16 protein-coding genes are annotated in these 15,283 nt (G+C 62.5%); 6 read left to right on the top strand and 10 right to left on the bottom strand.

Features of this window, described 5'->3' with window-relative positions; translation table 11 throughout:
• The 7 genes from HHL26_RS02145 to HHL26_RS02115 all read right to left on the bottom strand — a co-directional run bounded on the left by HHL26_RS02145 (position 1) and on the right by HHL26_RS02115 (position 6,005).
• Positions 1-1,083: a TIGR03857 family LLM class F420-dependent oxidoreductase gene (locus HHL26_RS02145; RefSeq protein WP_066562959.1), complete on the bottom strand. Its 1,083-nt coding sequence runs from the start codon at positions 1,081-1,083 to the stop codon at positions 1-3.
• A 60-nt stretch (positions 1,084-1,143) separates the two neighbouring features.
• The gene (locus tag HHL26_RS02140) at positions 1,144-1,599 is read right to left on the bottom strand and encodes a nuclear transport factor 2 family protein (RefSeq protein WP_066562961.1); all 456 of its coding nucleotides are present in this window, start codon (positions 1,597-1,599) and stop codon (positions 1,144-1,146) included.
• An 11-nt stretch (positions 1,600-1,610) separates the two neighbouring features.
• On the bottom strand, positions 1,611-2,804 hold the full coding sequence (locus HHL26_RS02135; protein ID WP_237230090.1) for a DUF1214 domain-containing protein: 1,194 nt from the start codon (positions 2,802-2,804) through the stop codon (positions 1,611-1,613).
• Positions 2,805-2,897: 93 nt separating this feature from the next.
• Positions 2,898-3,662 carry a tyrosine-protein phosphatase gene (locus tag HHL26_RS02130; RefSeq protein ID WP_066562965.1) on the bottom strand — a complete coding sequence of 255 codons (765 nt, stop codon included), beginning with the start codon at positions 3,660-3,662 and terminating at the stop codon, positions 2,898-2,900.
• A gap of 4 nt (positions 3,663-3,666) precedes the next feature.
• On the bottom strand, positions 3,667-4,179 hold the full coding sequence (locus HHL26_RS02125; RefSeq protein ID WP_102999864.1) for a VOC family protein: 513 nt from the start codon (positions 4,177-4,179) through the stop codon (positions 3,667-3,669).
• A gap of 33 nt (positions 4,180-4,212) precedes the next feature.
• Positions 4,213-5,004 (bottom strand): SDR family oxidoreductase, encoded by a 792-nt coding sequence (locus HHL26_RS02120; protein WP_066563899.1) that lies wholly within the window; start codon positions 5,002-5,004, stop codon positions 4,213-4,215.
• Positions 5,005-5,126: 122 nt separating this feature from the next.
• A complete protein-coding gene (locus HHL26_RS02115) occupies positions 5,127-6,005 on the bottom strand; it encodes an AraC family transcriptional regulator (protein WP_066562968.1) in 879 nt (292 codons plus the stop codon).
• Positions 6,006-6,155: 150 nt separating this feature from the next.
• On the opposite strand from HHL26_RS02115, the gene HHL26_RS02110 reads away from it, so the two are divergent.
• The 3 genes from HHL26_RS02110 (at position 6,156) to HHL26_RS02100 (ending at position 8,397) form a co-directional block, all read left to right on the top strand.
• Positions 6,156-7,445, top strand: coding sequence for a sulfotransferase (locus HHL26_RS02110; protein WP_066562970.1), 1,290 nt, complete (start codon positions 6,156-6,158; stop codon positions 7,443-7,445).
• Between the two features lie 90 nt (positions 7,446-7,535).
• Positions 7,536-7,853, top strand: coding sequence for a 2Fe-2S iron-sulfur cluster-binding protein (locus HHL26_RS02105; RefSeq protein WP_066562971.1), 318 nt, complete (start codon positions 7,536-7,538; stop codon positions 7,851-7,853).
• Between the two features lie 40 nt (positions 7,854-7,893).
• Positions 7,894-8,397 carry an ester cyclase gene (locus HHL26_RS02100; RefSeq protein WP_066562972.1) on the top strand — a complete coding sequence of 168 codons (504 nt, stop codon included), beginning with the start codon at positions 7,894-7,896 and terminating at the stop codon, positions 8,395-8,397.
• A gap of 32 nt (positions 8,398-8,429) precedes the next feature.
• Here HHL26_RS02100 and HHL26_RS02095 read toward each other — a convergent pair whose 3' ends face one another.
• Positions 8,430-9,083, bottom strand: coding sequence for a TetR/AcrR family transcriptional regulator (locus tag HHL26_RS02095; RefSeq protein ID WP_237230091.1), 654 nt, complete (start codon positions 9,081-9,083; stop codon positions 8,430-8,432).
• A 78-nt stretch (positions 9,084-9,161) separates the two neighbouring features.
• Here HHL26_RS02095 and HHL26_RS02090 point away from each other — a divergent pair, with 78 nt between their 5' ends.
• The 3 genes from HHL26_RS02090 to HHL26_RS02080 all read left to right on the top strand — a co-directional run bounded on the left by HHL26_RS02090 (position 9,162) and on the right by HHL26_RS02080 (position 12,333).
• Positions 9,162-10,100 carry a Rieske (2Fe-2S) protein gene (locus HHL26_RS02090; RefSeq protein WP_066562974.1) on the top strand — a complete coding sequence of 313 codons (939 nt, stop codon included), beginning with the start codon at positions 9,162-9,164 and terminating at the stop codon, positions 10,098-10,100.
• Between the two features lie 14 nt (positions 10,101-10,114).
• A complete protein-coding gene (locus HHL26_RS02085) occupies positions 10,115-11,188 on the top strand; it encodes an aromatic ring-hydroxylating dioxygenase subunit alpha (protein WP_066563901.1) in 1,074 nt (357 codons plus the stop codon).
• A 62-nt stretch (positions 11,189-11,250) separates the two neighbouring features.
• Complete coding sequence (locus HHL26_RS02080; protein ID WP_066563903.1) at positions 11,251-12,333, top strand: LLM class flavin-dependent oxidoreductase; 1,083 nt, start codon at positions 11,251-11,253, stop codon at positions 12,331-12,333.
• A gap of 182 nt (positions 12,334-12,515) precedes the next feature.
• Here the strand turns inward: HHL26_RS02080 and HHL26_RS02075 are convergent, their stop codons facing one another.
• Together HHL26_RS02075 and HHL26_RS02070 are read right to left on the bottom strand one after the other, a co-directional pair.
• A complete protein-coding gene (locus HHL26_RS02075) occupies positions 12,516-14,171 on the bottom strand; it encodes an FAD-dependent oxidoreductase (RefSeq protein WP_066562975.1) in 1,656 nt (551 codons plus the stop codon).
• 73 nt (positions 14,172-14,244) lie between these two features.
• Positions 14,245-15,165, bottom strand: a complete 921-nt coding sequence (locus tag HHL26_RS02070) for a TIGR03619 family F420-dependent LLM class oxidoreductase (protein ID WP_066563905.1) — start codon at positions 15,163-15,165, stop codon at positions 14,245-14,247.
• Between the last annotated feature and the right edge of the window lie 118 nt (positions 15,166-15,283).

Genomic DNA, 15,283 nt, shown 5'->3' with positions numbered 1-15,283 from the left:
TTACAGCCCCTTCGCCGCCAGCGCGCGCTTCAGTTCGGTGGTGAGCGGCCCCATATCCTTGGGCGACGAGCCGTGGAGCAGAATTTCATCGGCGCCAGCATCCAGGAACCCCATGAGCTGATCGGCGCATTGGGCCGCGGTCCCCACCGCAGCGCCCTCGTCCAGCCATTGCTGCGGAATGAGCCGACTGACGTCGACCAGCTCCTGCCGCGTATAGGCCTGATCCGCCGGCTTGCCGTTGAGGCCTGCAATCTTGGGATGGGCGCGGATATCCTCCAGCACCTTCTTGTCCCAGCCGTTGATGTCGACGATCAGGTCGCCAAAGCCGGGCAGTTCGAAATAGGTGATGGCGCGGCCGCCGACGACGGCCTCTTCCTCGTCCTTGGGCAGGTCCGGGGCGACGATGATATTGTGATAGATGCGCACGGACATGGGATCGCGGCCGGCCTTCTCCGCCGCGTCGCGGACGATCTTGGCGCTGTTCTTCACCCCCTGCGCCGACACGAAGGGATGCAGCAGCACGCCGTCGCAATGTTCGCCAGCGAATTCCAGGCTTTTGGGCCCGATCGCAGTGAAGATGATCGGCGGGGGCGTGCCGCAATGGCGATCGGTCAGATTGATGGCGGGGAATTTGCCCAGCACACCCTCATAATCGATCTTCTCACCCGCCCAGAGGCGCCGGCAGATCGAGATCAGATCGGCCAGCCGCTCCATGGTGATCGGCGGCGAACCCAGCATCTTCATATAGGCCGGAACCGCCCGCGCGAACATCAGGCGGAACCGCTCGCCGCTCATCGCCTGCATCATGTCGGCGACGCTGGCGGTGACGAGCGGATGGCGCATCGTCGCATATAGGGTGCCGGTGATGCGGATCTTCGACGTGGCCTCGGCCACCGCGCCCGCCAGCACCGCCGGTTCCTTCAGCGCATAGCGTTCGGATATCCACACGCAGCCAAGGCCGATGCGCTCCGCCTCTTTCGCTTCGTCGATGCCGCGGCGCGGATCATTGACCCGCCCGGGGAGGATATAGGTGCCGAACTTGTCGAAAAGTGCCTGCGCGCCGGGTTCCACCGCTTCCGTCATTCCCATGTCCTCTCAAATATATGCCACTGCATTGCCGTTGGGAGGAGCATTGGCAACCTGTCAAACGGCAGGTTCGGGATGCACCTCGACATAGAGGCGCGTGAGCTTGAGCGCAGCGATTTTCCACTGTCCGTCCTGACGCACATAGCGTTCGGTATAATGGCCGAAACCGGTGATCGACTGACCGCCGGGGATCGGACATTTGCCCGGCGCCCAGACCACCCGGTCCTGCATCGCCGTGATCATGTCCGCCTCATCGCCGCGCAGGTCGATTTCCGACGAGTGGATCTGATGCGCCGAGCATGCGTCGATGACCGCGGAACGCACCTGCTCCAATATGGCGGCGTGCCCGCTCATCGGGGGATTGCCGGTGTCCTCCTCCACATCCAACACCGCATCGGGCGTGAACAGAGAGAGGAAGCCATCCCAGTCCTTGGTGTCGAGAAAGCGGCAATAGCGCGCCTTCACATTGCGGATCGCCTCATAGTCGAGAAGTCTGGCCAGTTCGTCGCTCATTGGTTCCCCCCTCACCAGATGATGCGCGTGTGCGCGCGGAGCGTGCGTTCGCGAAGCGCTTCGGCGCGCGCGTCCGGTGTCACCAGTACAGTGTCGGCGGGCAGATGGCTGCGCACGTCGGCGAGCTTGACCTTCTTCATCGTCGGCGTGGGCCGCTCGTCGGTGTTGAACCAGCGCCCCTGCACAGCGCCGCTGGCATAGCCCGATGTGTCAAGCCAGTTGTGAACGCCCGGATCGTGCGCGGAAATGACCGCGCGAAAATAGCCGTCGCCATCGACCACGGCCTGCGCCGCATTGAGGCTGGACTGATTATGATACCAGTCGGTCGTCTCATAGAGTTCGTTGGTCAGGATCAGCGACCAATAGTCGACTTCCCTGGGGATCTGCACCTCAGTTATCAGCGCCTCGTCATCGGCCAGATCATAGGCGCCCTCATAATAGGACTGCCGGGCAAGGCCCGTCATCTGCGAGAAGTCGACGACCTTCAGCGTGTTGATCAGCCCCTCGTCGCGCAGTTTCTGCACCTTGTCGGGAAAGGCCAGCGCACAGACCGTCGCCGTGGCGGGAATCTCGGCAAAACGATGCGCCAGTTGCGCCAGCGTCGGGCGTCCCTTGGCGGCGTGATCGGCATCCAGACGCACGATGCCGAAGCGCGGCTCGCGCTCGACACCCCAGTCGCAGGCGACGATCCGGACCATCAGCTTCTCGGTCGCGGGTTTTAGTTCCCACCAGTCGCCATCATAGCCGGCGGGACGCGTCGGCGAGAGGATGACATCGAAGGCCCCATCGGCACCGATATGCAGATCATTGAAATCATTGGCGTCCTGTGCGGGATGATGCTGGCCGGTGCGCAGCGTGTCCGGGCCAAGCTGAGCCAGGATCATCATCCGCGTCGTGCCGCGATCGCCCCGGATGCGATAGGTCCCGCCCTTTTCGATCAGCGCCGCCTTGTAGATCGTATCCGCATTAGGCTGAAAGATATTCTGGCAGATATTGAGTTCGGGCACGAAAATCGGGTGACTGCGATCATGCATGATCGCGTCGTTGGTCGTCCGCAGCACGCCCGACAGCAGCAGGCGCATCGATTCCTGCATAAGCTGTGGATCGCCGCGCAGCCTTTCCGGGATACGGTCGCGCATCAACTGGCCCAGGGGGCGAAGCTGGTCGAGCAAGTCTTCCCATTCGAAAATGCCGTTGTCGCTCATCTCATTCTCCACCATCTTCTTCCGGTTGACGGCCGACGCCCCGGCAGCAGAAGCCCGGCCAGGGTGGCGGACACGCCCGCGCAGATTTCCCGCCTAGTCTGTGGCAAGCAATTGTCTCAGCGCCGCTCGCCGCCCCGCGTCGACACCTGCCGCCTCGAAATAGCCTTCGATCCCGCCCCAGCGCGTCACGACCATATCGAGCGCCCGCGTGAGGAAATCATCCTGCACACCGATCAACACCGCCACCATGTCGTCGGGCGGAACGAAGCCGAAGGTCTTTTGCAGATCGCGCTTGAGATGACCCGACACGCGCAGATTCTGGCCGAATATATCGGACTTGCGATAATCCTCGACAATCACGGGACGCGACACTGCGAGCAGGTCTAGGAACAGGGCGACGACGACACCGGTGCGATCCTTGCCTGCAGTGCAATGGACCAGCATCGGCGTGTCATGAGCCAGCAGCGCGTCGACCATCAGCGGCAGATGGGGCAGAAAGGCCTGCGGCATCAGGCCGTAATTATGCGCCATCACCTCGGCGGCGCGCGCGGCGGTCGGCTCGTGACCGAGCGACATCCACATATCTTCCCCCTGCGCGCGCAGGTCCGTATTCATGTCGAGGTCGAGCATCCGGCAATCCGGGCCGCACCAGTCATGAGGCGCCGCATCCCTCTCGATCGTCGATCGGAGATCCGCCACCGAGCGAAAGCCCAGGTCCGACAGTTCCGCATGATGATCCTCGAAAAAACTGGCCGGGCCTTCGGACCGGAACAGGATGCCGGACCGGACCTGCCCTCCGCCCGCGGTCGGCAGGCCGCCAATGTCGCGGAAATTGAGGCGGGACAGGGCGATGGTCATGCAATCAGTCCTTTACTGGCGGATAGGTGGGGACGACGGCGCGCATCTGCGCCAGAAGGTCGGGCGCCATCCAGACATGCTCGACATAATGGCCCAGCGTCGCGCGCTCGTCGGTATAGATATATCGCAGCACGTCGCCTAATGCGCCCTCGAACACAACCGGGTGCCGCGCCAGGTCGAGCGAGGCGACATGCGCCTCCCAGTGGGCAAGCGGTCCGTCGATCCGGGTCGCGACATGATGAAAGCGAATGGCCAGGTCATCGCCCTCGGGCAGAAAATCGCTGAACAAGGGGGCCGTGTCGCCCACCGGTTCGATCAGTTCGACCTCCACGCCGCCGACCACCGCCAGCGCGATCTTCAGCACCGGCTTGCCGGTCGGGTCTTCGCCGGGCTGGATGTTCGACAACTCGAAGAAGCCGGGCGTGCCATAAGCGTCCTTGAGCGCGGCCATCGCCGCGTCGAGATCGTTGGTGACATAGGCGACCTGGCAATGCTGGCTGTTGGGCCGGGCGAACATGCATATCTCCTGCTATTATCGACAGTCCGTCGGTCAGTTGGCGGACATCTTCCCCCCGTCCACGACCAGCGTGTCGCCAGTGTGATAGGCCGCCATGTCGCTCGCCAGATAGACGACCGCGCCTTCCAGATCGGCCGGCTTGCCCGCTCGCCCGAGCGGCGCCTTCGCGGCGACCACGTCCGCAATCATCTTGCCAACCTCCGGGTCTGCAAATGTCATCTCGGTTTCGATGAAACCCGGTGCGATGACATTGCAGCGCACGCCGATCGGACCGAGTTCGGCCGCCAGCGCCTTGGCGAGGGCATTGAGCGCGCCCTTGGCAATGCCATAATGGGCCATGGTCGGCACGCCCTGGAAGATCGAACCGCTGCCGCAGATGATCAGCGAGCCCCCCGGATCGCCCGCCTCGGCGCGCGCCTTCATATGCCGCGCGCCCTCCCGCAGGGTGAAGACCGCGCCATCGAGATTGACGTCGATCAGCTTGCGATAGGTGGCGACGTCCATGTCCGTGAACGGCACCCGGCTGGCGATACCGGCATTGGCGACCACCGTGTCGACCCGGCCCATGGCATCGAGCGCGCGGGCGAAGCCGGCAACGATCGCGGGTTCGCTGGCGACATCGACCACGTCAGCGAACACCCGCACCCCATGCGCGCGCAACGCCGCTGCCGCCTCCTCATTCCTGTCGGCGCGCCGCCCCCAGAGGATGACGTCACTGCCCGCGCGGGCGAGGCCGCGGGCAAAGCCGAACCCCAGCCCCGAATTGGCGCCCGTGATCAGCGCCACCTTGCCGCTCAGATCGAACAGGTTTTCCGGCACGTCCAATTCTCCCGTTGGCCGCTCGAACATAGGCGGCGCTTTGGCGCAACATTGCTGGCGACCGCGCCGATGGACAAGGGGGGCCAGTTTCGCGATCGCGCCAATGCCATCGCGAAACGGCCCTGCCTTCAATGCATCATGCCTTCACGAAACTGCCGGGGCGTCAGGCCGGTCGCCTTGCGGAAGGCGGCTGAAAAGGCGGCCGCGCTGTCGAAGCCGCAATCCCAGGCGATGACCTTGATCGCCGGGCCGGCCTGGCGCAACAATTGCTTTGCCCTGTCGATCTTGCGGTCGGCGACATAGCGGGTGAGCGTCTGCCCCGTAGCAACCTTGAACTGGCGGAAGAAATGACGGGTGGAAAGGCCGCATTCCGCCGCCAACTCGGCGACGGATGGGGGCTTACCCGGCTGCTCGATGCGATCGCCGATGCGTTGAAGCTGGGCCCGGGACATGCCACTCCCCCGTATTCCGGTATCGCCGCCCGAAACGCGCAGATAGCGCTGTAACTCGATCGCGGCCTGAAGCCATATCGCCTGTGTCAGCATCTCGCTGCAAAAGCCGGGCTGCGCAATCTCACCCGCAATGCGCCGGAGCGCCTCACGCACGGCGGGGCTGCGAACGTCGAGCGATGCCTGCAAGGCGTCGTTCGACAGATCCGGCTCGTCATGATCGAATCCCATCCCGTCGAAGCCGCAGCATATCGATGTCTGCTCGCCCTCGCCCCACTCGGTATGAAGTTCGCTTCGGGCCGGGACGAACAGCACGTCACCCAGGGCGCTGGCTCTGCCCTCTCCGATCCCGCCATAGCCGCCACAGGGACGACCGGGGCGAGGAGACAGCGCGAGATCCAGAAAGCTGCGGGGCGACGAAAATATCCCGCCCTGCAGGCCACGGAAGCGATAATGGTGCAATTCCATCACCACGCCGGGCAGCGCGATCCGGCCCCGAACCGTACACTCCATGGCCGGTGTGACGGGCAGATCATAGACCTGGGAAACAGCGTTCATCTAAACTCTCCGAACAGTTTCGCGTGCCGCGATGCCATCCTGCGCAGCATGGCGCTTTTGCGGAGCATTTGGCGCAGTGGCGATGGCTGCGCACCTTGCGGAAGAAAGGGTCCGTGCTTTTAGATGGCGCATCGATAAAAGGAGAGCGACATGGGCAGTCCCGCGCAGGAAGAGGCCGCGCGCCGTAACATCATTGACATTACCGACCTGCATCACCCCGTGCTGACCGATGTCCAGATGCAGGTGATGGCCGGGGCCGAAGCGGCGGCGGATCAGATCGTCCTCCAGCCGGAGGTCATTTTGACTGCGGCGCAGGCGCAGACCGGGCTGTCGGATTTCGGCGCGGACGATTTTCGCGAACGGCTGGCCGTATGGTGCCAGGCCGTGGACGAGGATGCCAACGCCTCGGCGGTCACGCGCGCCAATCTGTTCCAGATGATGATCCGCTTTGCCGCGACCCGCCTGCGGATCGAGGACATAGTGAAGCGCCACCCGGAGATATTGGACATCCAGATCGTCCGGCCGATCATCGTCGCGGGCCTTCCCCGATCGGGCACGACGCATCTCCTCGGTCTGCTGTCGGCCGACCGCCGGTTCCGCTCCCTGCCCTGGTGGGAAGCGATCGCGCCGGTTCCCGCCCCTGACGAAACCCCGACACCTGAGGATAGCAATCCCCGCTGGACCAAGGCGGAACAGGGCTGGCGGATGATGGAATCCATCCTGCCCCATATGGCGATCATGCACGAATTTTCGCCCGATCATATCAGCGAGGATATCGAGCTTCAGGCGGTCGACTTCTCCTCCTATCTGATCGAGTGGCTCGCGCATGTGCCGCGCTGGCGCGATTATTATCTCAGCCACGACCAGTCGGGCACCTATGCCTATCTGAAGAAGGGCCTTCAGGTCCTGACATATCTGAATGGCTCGAACCGCTGGGTCATCAAATGCCCGCAGCATATGGAGCAGTTACCCGCCCTCTATAAGACCTTTCCCGACGCCACCTTCGTCCTGACCCATCGCGATCCGGTCGGATCGATCCGGTCGCAGCTCACCATGTATAGCTATGCGGCGCGCATGTTCCGCAAGACGGTCGATATTCAGGAACCGCTTGGCTACTGGCCCGACCGTTATGAGAAGCTGCTCCGCGCCTGCGTGCGGGATCGCGACATCCTGCCCCCCGACCGGACGATCGATGTCTATTTCCACGACTGGATCAGAAATCCCGACCCGATCCTGAAGGAAATCTATCGTATTGCCGACATCCCCCTGACCGATCAGGCGCTGGCCGATATGCACAGCTATCTGGCCGAGCATGGCGAGCAGACAAAGGGCAAGATCGTCTATGATCTGGAACGCGATTTTCATGTGACCGGCGAGGAATTGCGCCGCCCCTTCGCTTTCTATTTCGATCGTTTCCCGGTCCAGGTCGAGGTGAAATAGCCAATCTCACAACCTGCCTTTCGACAGGAGGGAAATCAGTGCGCCCTGATTAGGAGGGGGCATCGATTCCGATTCCAGCAGAGGAATGCCATGCCCGAATTGAATGTCATTACCCGTGACGGCGCCCAGCAGACGATCAAGGCATCCGCCGATACGTCAGTGATGGAAGCCATCCGTGATTCCGGTTTCGATGAGTTGCTGGCGCTATGTGGCGGCTGTTGCTCCTGCGCGACGTGCCATGTCTATGTCGACCCGGCCTTCGCTCAGTCCCTGCCCCCGGTATCGGACGATGAAAGCGATCTGCTGGATGGATCGCCGCATCGCAACGACTATTCGCGCCTGTCCTGTCAGGTCATGATGTCGGAAGCGCTTTCGGGCCTTACGATCACCATCGCGCCTGAAGACTGAGCATAACGCACCACCCCTGAATGAATGAGAGAGGACTATCATGGCCTGGAAAGAAGATATTCGTGAACAGCTCGACGTGTCGGATTCGACCGTACTGACCGACAAGCAGAAGCAGATGGTCAAGCATTGGACCGACCTGCAGGAAACCCTGAATGCCGGCGACTTTGACGGCATGGATCGATTTTTCCATCCCGAATTTCGCTACGGCAACCCCAACCGGCCGGATCTGGGCACCTATGAGCAGTGGAAGACCTCGCCGGTCGCGCTCTACAAGACCTTCTTCCCCGCCGCCTACAAGACCATCGACGCGGTCGGCAAAGGCGACGATGAAATCTGGATCTACGCGACCCATTATTGCAAGCATGTCGGCGGCCCCTATATGGGCGTGCAGCCGACCGGCAACGAGTTTCAGGTCAACTGGTTCTCGATCGTCAAGTTCAAGGACGACAAGATCATCAGCATCTTCAGCATTTCCGACGTGCTGACCATGCTGAAGGACATCGGCGTGGTGGAAGTCCCCCAGCCTGTCGATCCCTATAAGTAAACAGATGTGCCACTGCCCTTCTTCCGCGTCGGTCAGGCGACCGGAGGAAGGAGGGCGGCGAGCAGGAAGGCGGCCAGGCGATCGGCATGCTCGGCCGCATGCATATCATCCACTTCCTGCCCGGCCCCCAGCCGCTGCTGCATCGGCACGGCACAGAAATAATAGCCGACCCCCTGCACCAGCAGCGCCATCAACGCCGCCGTCGACAGGCCGTGAACCGGCCGCTGCAACCGCACCGCGTCGAGCAGACCATCGAGCCGCCGCTGGAACGGCAGCACAAAATGTTCGACGATATGGTCAAGCCGCCAGGTCGAACGGCAGCCTTCCACATTGGTCAGCGACACGATGTCGCCATTGCTCGTCGCCCACAGGCAGAAACGCTGGATCAGATGGCGCAGCCGCACTTCCGGATCGGCCGGCTCGTCAAAAGCGGCTTCGACGAAGGGCGAGGCCTGCGCCATGCGCCAGTCGACCGCGCGTATCCACAGATCCTCCTTCCGGCCGAACCGGACATTCAGGAGATTGTGGCTGACCCCAAGCCGCTTCGACAGATCGCGCAGCGTCGTTCCCTCATAACCGCGCTCCGCGAAGGTTGAGAAAGCCAGGCCCAACAGCTTGTCCTCATCCACGGCCTGGGCGGCATTGAGGGCGGGACGGCCGCGGGTGCGCTGGGGACGATCGAGCATCTGCAGATTCATAGTGAAAAGACGTTGACATATAAATTGTCATCCGTCAATTTAATCGAAAGGAGAGTGGATAGCGCTATGAGTCTCGATTCTGATCTTTGGTGGGCTGTCGCACGGTCCGAGGAAGTGACCTCCGAAAAGCCGCTGTCCGTCGATATCGGTGATCAGCCGGTCGTGCTGTGGCGCGACAATCACGGTATCGCCCGCGCGCTGGAGGATCGCTGTCCCCATCGTCGCGCCCCGCTATCGCTGGGCTGCATCCGCGACAATGGCTGGATCCAGTGCGGCTACCATGGCTGGAGCTATGACGGCGAGTCGGGACGCCTGAAGGAAATCCCGAACATGAAGGACCAGCAGAAATTCCCGCCGATCTACAAGGCCAATGCCTTTGGCGTCAGCGAGCAGGCGGGCTTCGTGCGGGTCTGCCTCAATCCCAAGGCGGAAGCGCCGCTCAGCGCCGATCCCAAATACAGCTATATCGGCACGGTCAACGTCAGTTGCAGCCATCAGGAATATCTGAATGCGCTTTATGACGATCCGAGCCTCGTCATCGCGATCCGCGGTGTCCGCTTCAGCCCCTATCTGATGTCGGAACTGCATGAGGAAGGCGGGATGCTGGTGATGGAGCGCAATTGCCAGTGGCACCCGCTGCATTGGCCGTCGCATTTCGTGGCCGAATTTCCGCTTACCCTGCTGACGCGCACCCATCCGCTGACTGGCGAGACGCAGTTGACGCTGCGCGACGACCAATTCAACGATCTGCTCCACGCCGTTCTTTCGCCCGTCCCCTCGGCGCGGGGGGTGACAGCCGTCCGCTGGCGGGCCGAACTGGGCGTTCGCCATCCGGGCGTGCGCGGCGCGGTGCTGCGCGGGATCAACCCGCTGTCGGTGCTCGCATCGGTCGACGGATCGAAACTGCGTGCCACCAAGCCCACCGTCTCGCTGCATGGCGAGGATCTGCGCAAGGCAATGCTGGAAAGCGCCCCCGCGACCCATGATCAGACCGTAGCGGCCTGAAGGAGGATTTGAAGATGCTCGAAACCGCCGATCGTCCCGTTTCGCACGACGACAATTCCGCCGCGCCATCAGGTGGCAACCCGATCGCCCTGAACGCCATCAACCGCTGGGTGCCGCATAATCTCGTGATGCGCGACAGCTGGTTTCCGGTGGCGCATGATTATTCCGTGACGGGGAAGCCCGTCCGCCGCGCCATCTATTCGCACCCCATCTTCCTGTGGCGCGACAATGGCGTCGCCGTCGCCAGCGAATTCCATCCCAATGAGCGGATCGCACGCGACAAGAGCGAATTTACCGACGCACGCGGCCGGTATCCGGTGATGGAACATTATGGCGTGGTCTGGGTGTGGTTCGGCAACCCGCTGGCGGCAGACCCGGCCCATCTCCCCAGCCTGCCCTTCCTCCCTCCCAAGGGTGGCCTGCCGCGGCACATGACCGCGACCGTCCGCTTTGAGAGCGCCGCGCCGATCAGCCTGGAAAATCTGATCGACCTTACCCATGCCGACTTCCTGCATGCCGACGTCGTCGGCGACGAACGGTCGGACAGCGAAACCGTGGAAACCTTCTACGACAGCGAGACCGTCACCATGGTCCGCACCTGCGTCAACAAGTCGGTCGCCCCGGTGATGAAATTCTTCAGCGGCATCAAGCAGCCGACCCAGAATGTGCGGCAGGTGATCCGCATCTATCTGCGCTCTCACTGCGCCATCGCCTATGGCCGGTTCAGCCCCGGTGACGATGTGCCGCTGTTCCACCCCTGCACGCCCGAAACGCGGGACCGCACGCGGATGGAAATGGTCATGAACACCTCCAACGCGGGCCTGATGTTCCGCCATGTCATGCCCAAGGCGGGTTACAAGGTGTCGCGGCAGGACAGCTACATGACCTCGCCGCAAAGCCCGCGCTATATGCGCCATACCGACCGCAAGGACCTGCACAGCAAGTTCGACCAGGCCGGGCAGCGCTATCGCATGGCGATGATGGAACTTGCCGACCGGCAGGCGAAGGGCGACTTCGCCTATCGCGACAATGTCAGCGCCGATTGCAGCGACATCATCGGCCTGCGCAAGGAACTGTTCCAGTTCTGATCTGATCTCTCCCCATGGGCGGACGGCAGCGTCCGCTCCTTTTTTCCTTTTCCGGAGTCGCCATGTCCAAGCTCGTCAATGCCGTCGGCGGTGAACGCCGCTGGTGGGCCGTCATGCCCACCCTGCCTGCCCCCGCCATGGCGGGTATCGGCCAGCAGATGGAACAGGCGGGCTTCGAGGGCTGCTTTTCGCTGCAAATTTACGGCCCGCCCTTCGTTCCGATGGCTGCGACCGCCGCGCTGACGAGCAGCCTGAAGGTCGGCACCGGCGTCGCTATTGCCGGGACGCGCAGTCCGGTGGAAACCGCCTACGCGGCGATGGACGTCGATCGCATTTCCAATGGCCGCTTCGTGCTGGGGCTGGGCTCCAGCATCAAGAGCTGCGTCACGGGCATGTATGGCGAACCCGAACGCAAGCTGCTGTCCCACCTGCGCGAAAGCGTCAAGGTGATCCGCTATGTCATCGCCAACGCGCATAAGGGGCTCGATCCGATCGAGGGGGAATATTTCTCCGCCGATTTTGAGGAAATGATGCTGACCGCGCCCCCGGTGCGGGAAGAGATTCCGATCTGGATCGCGGCGCTACAGGACAAGATGACTGCGCTTGCGCTGGAAATCGGCGACGGTCTGATGGTCCATGCCCTCTGGTCCGCGGCCTATACCAGGAGCCGACTGCCTTTCATCAACGAGAAGCTGGCCCAATATGGCCGCAGGCGCGAAGATATCGAAATCAACGCCTGGCCTTGGATCGCGGTCAATGATGACAAGCAGAAGGCGATCGACGACAGCCGCGCCACCGTCGCGGCCTATTCCGGATACAAGGAATATGAGCCCTTCTTCGAGGCGATCGGCTTTGGCGATCAGGCGCGCGCCTGCCAGTTGAGCCTGGGTGAGCATGGCGACATCGCCAAGGTCATCGGCAATGTGTCCGATGCGATGGTCGAAGCCTTCGTGACCTGCGGGCCGGTGGACGAAGTTCTCGAAAAAATCGAGCCGTTCTGGGATGTGGTGGACTCGCTCTGCCCGATGACGCCCTATCGGGATCTGACCATGGACCAGCTGACCGACTATAATGCGGGTCTTTTCAAGCTGGTGGCGACGGCTCGGGCGCGGGCCGGCATGGTTGCCGAACCGGCGTACAGCTAGAGCGCGCTGCGTTAAATTCGGCGCAGGTCGCGCGCTCTAAGTTTCTGTTGTCGCATCGTTTATGCGGAAAACCGGTTTCCACTTTTCCGCACGATGCTTTAAGGTTGATCTCAGTAGTTGCTACGGCAGGAGCCGGGGCCAAGGATAACCTTGACCCGGCTCCTGCCGTCCCCCCCAAAGAATCAGGCCGGCACCAGTGACTCGGCCATGGCTTTGCCGGCGATGAACCCTGTCACCATGGCCGGGCCGACATTGCAGCCATGCGCCGGCGATTTGCCGCGCCAGATGGAATTGGCATCAAGCCCGGCCGCAAACAGTCCTGCTACCGGCGCGCCATCTGTTCCGATCACGCGGCATTGCGCGTCGATCTTGAGGCCCACCGTCGTGGACCCGTCGCCCGGATAGATTTGGATGGCATAGAAGGGTGCCTTTTCCACCCGACCAAGACACGGGTTGGGCTGATGCCTGGGATCGCCGATCTCGATATCGATCTGCGTGTCGCCCTTGCCGAAATCCAGATCCTTGCCGGTCTCGGCATAGCGGTTCATTTTCGCGACCGTCGCCACCAGCCCGTCGGCGTCCACACCGATCTTGTCCGCCAGTTCGCGCAGGCTGGGCGCCGCTGTGACATAGCCCGCCGCGATCAGTTTCTTGAGACCGCCGCCGCCGGGATACACCATGCCCATGCCATATTTCTTGATGAACGCGGCATCCCCGATGATGTGGGCGGGCACGGTGCCGCTCTTGTGCATGGCCTCGACAAAGTGGACGGACGCCTCATTCCCGAAACGCTCGCCCTTGGCATCGACCGCGATGCAGCCGGGCTTCGACATGTCGATCAGATGCGCGTAGCGCGCGACATAGCCGTCCGGCCGCGTCATCTTGGAAACCACGGCCCAGACGGCATTGACCAGATTGTCGCCGTCCAGCGACGCCCCGGCATCCAGCCCCATATTCATCCCGTCACCGGTATTTTCATAAGGCAGGATCGAGATATGCTCCTCGGCATAGGGGATATAGGCCTTGCGCAACTGCTCACTGGCCGAAAAACCGCCGGACGCCAGCAGGACGCCAACCCTTGCTTCGATGTCCTCGCCGCCGACGCGCACGCCGGTCACGCGGCCGGCCTTCACCAGCAGCCGATCGACAGCGGCGTCCTTGCGGAGCGTGACGCCAGCATCGATGGCCGACCGGATCAGCCGCGCCGCCAGCGCATTGCCCATGGTCAGCCGCGTACCGCGCGGATAGCGGCGCACCTTGTCCAGGCCGAATTTCGCGGCCAGCTTGCCGAAATGGAACAGCGACCTGGGCGACGGCATTTCGGCCAGATAAGGAAGGTCGAACAGATCGATCATGAAGCCGCCCGGCGCGTTGAACTCCTCGCGTGCCGGACGAAGCTCGGCGAAGTGATCGCCCAGTTTCTTGCCGTCATATTCCTGCGGCGAAAGCAGTCGGCCATGATCGGCGGCGCCGCCGACTTCAGGGTACCAGTCACTGCTGGGCGGCGAGAGAAGGAAATGAACCTCGCTGTTCTTGTCCAGCCATTCCACCATTTCCGGACCGGCGTCGAGATAGGCGTCGATCAGCGCGGGATTGGCCGTCGGTCCGATCACGTCCAGCACATATTGGCGCGCCACGGCGCGGCTGTCCTCGACACCGGCGGCCTTGGCCTGCGGGCTGTCGGGAATCCAGATGCCGCCGCCCGAAACCGATGTCGTGCCGCCGAAATGTTCGGCCTTTTCAAGCACGAGGACCGACAGCCCGGCGGACGCGGCCCTGATCGCCGCAGTCATGCCCGCAGCGCCCGATCCCACCACCACAACATCATATTGGGCCATCAAGTCCTCCCGATCAGTCTTGCGATGTCCATGAGGAAAAGCGCGCCAGCTCGCGCCTTTCCCCCGGCAGGTTTCAGATTTTGGGCATGATTTCCTCGGCCACCCACTGGAGCCGCTCAAGATATTCGGTCAGCCCGGATATGCCCGGCGGCAGCGGAACGATGGTTTCATTGACCCCCAGTTCCTTCAGCCAGCCCACCTGATCGATGACCTTTTGCGCGTCCCGCGTCCCGGGCGCGCGCGGGTCATCCATGATCTCATGATGCGCGCCGACATTGAGCATTTCGAGCGCAAAGAACATGTCGATCGGCCGTCCGTCATATTCAGGCTGCGAACGGATGAAGTCGAGGCATTCCGGGAATTTTTCCGGCGGGGTGCGGAAGGGCGACCAGCCGTCGCCGAATTTCGCCACGCGCCTGAGCACCGGTTCGGCATCGCCCCCGAACCAGATCGGCAGACGCGGTTGCTGCACCGGCTTGGGCGCGAACCCGACATTTCTGAACCGGACGAACTCGCCCTCGAATTCGGGCTTTTCCGATGTCCACAGTTCCATGATCGCGGCGACATATTCATCGGCCATGCGCCCGCGCTGGTGGAAATCCACACCCAGCATGTCGAACTCTTCCTTCAGCCAGCCGACCCCGAACAAGGCCGTGGCCCGGCCGCCGCTCAGCCAGTCGAGCGTCGACCAGGCCTTGGCATGAACGATCGGGCTTTGCAGAGGCAGGATCGACACCGAGGAACTGAGCTTCATGTTCCTGGTACGACCGGCGAGGAAGGCGAGTGCAACCGTCCCATGAACATAATGGTCGCCCGACAGCGCTATATGTTCCTGTGGGATGATGAAATGTTCGCCCAGCATGCATTTGTGGAAACCAAGTCGATCGGCCGTCGCCACCGCCTGTCCGATGTCATCTCCGGTCAAAGCATATTCCCAGGGCTGCGTCATCGCGGCGACGTGCATGCTGTTGGGAACGCCGATGTTGAGCTTCATGATGATCCTCCCATATTCTCCGGGCGAAAGGATAGACGGGGCGGGGTGCGCGGCACCTTCCCGCCGGAAGGGGAAGCCGCCCTGAAATCTGTGCCCGACGATTTTCGGCACGGCAAAA

Origin of the sequence: Sphingobium sp. TB-6, from assembly GCF_012927365.1 — a bacterium.
Classification (GTDB): Bacteria; Pseudomonadota; Alphaproteobacteria; order Sphingomonadales; family Sphingomonadaceae; genus Sphingobium.
Note: the sequence above shows the minus strand (reverse complement) of the source record. Positions and strands in the feature narration are given on the sequence as shown.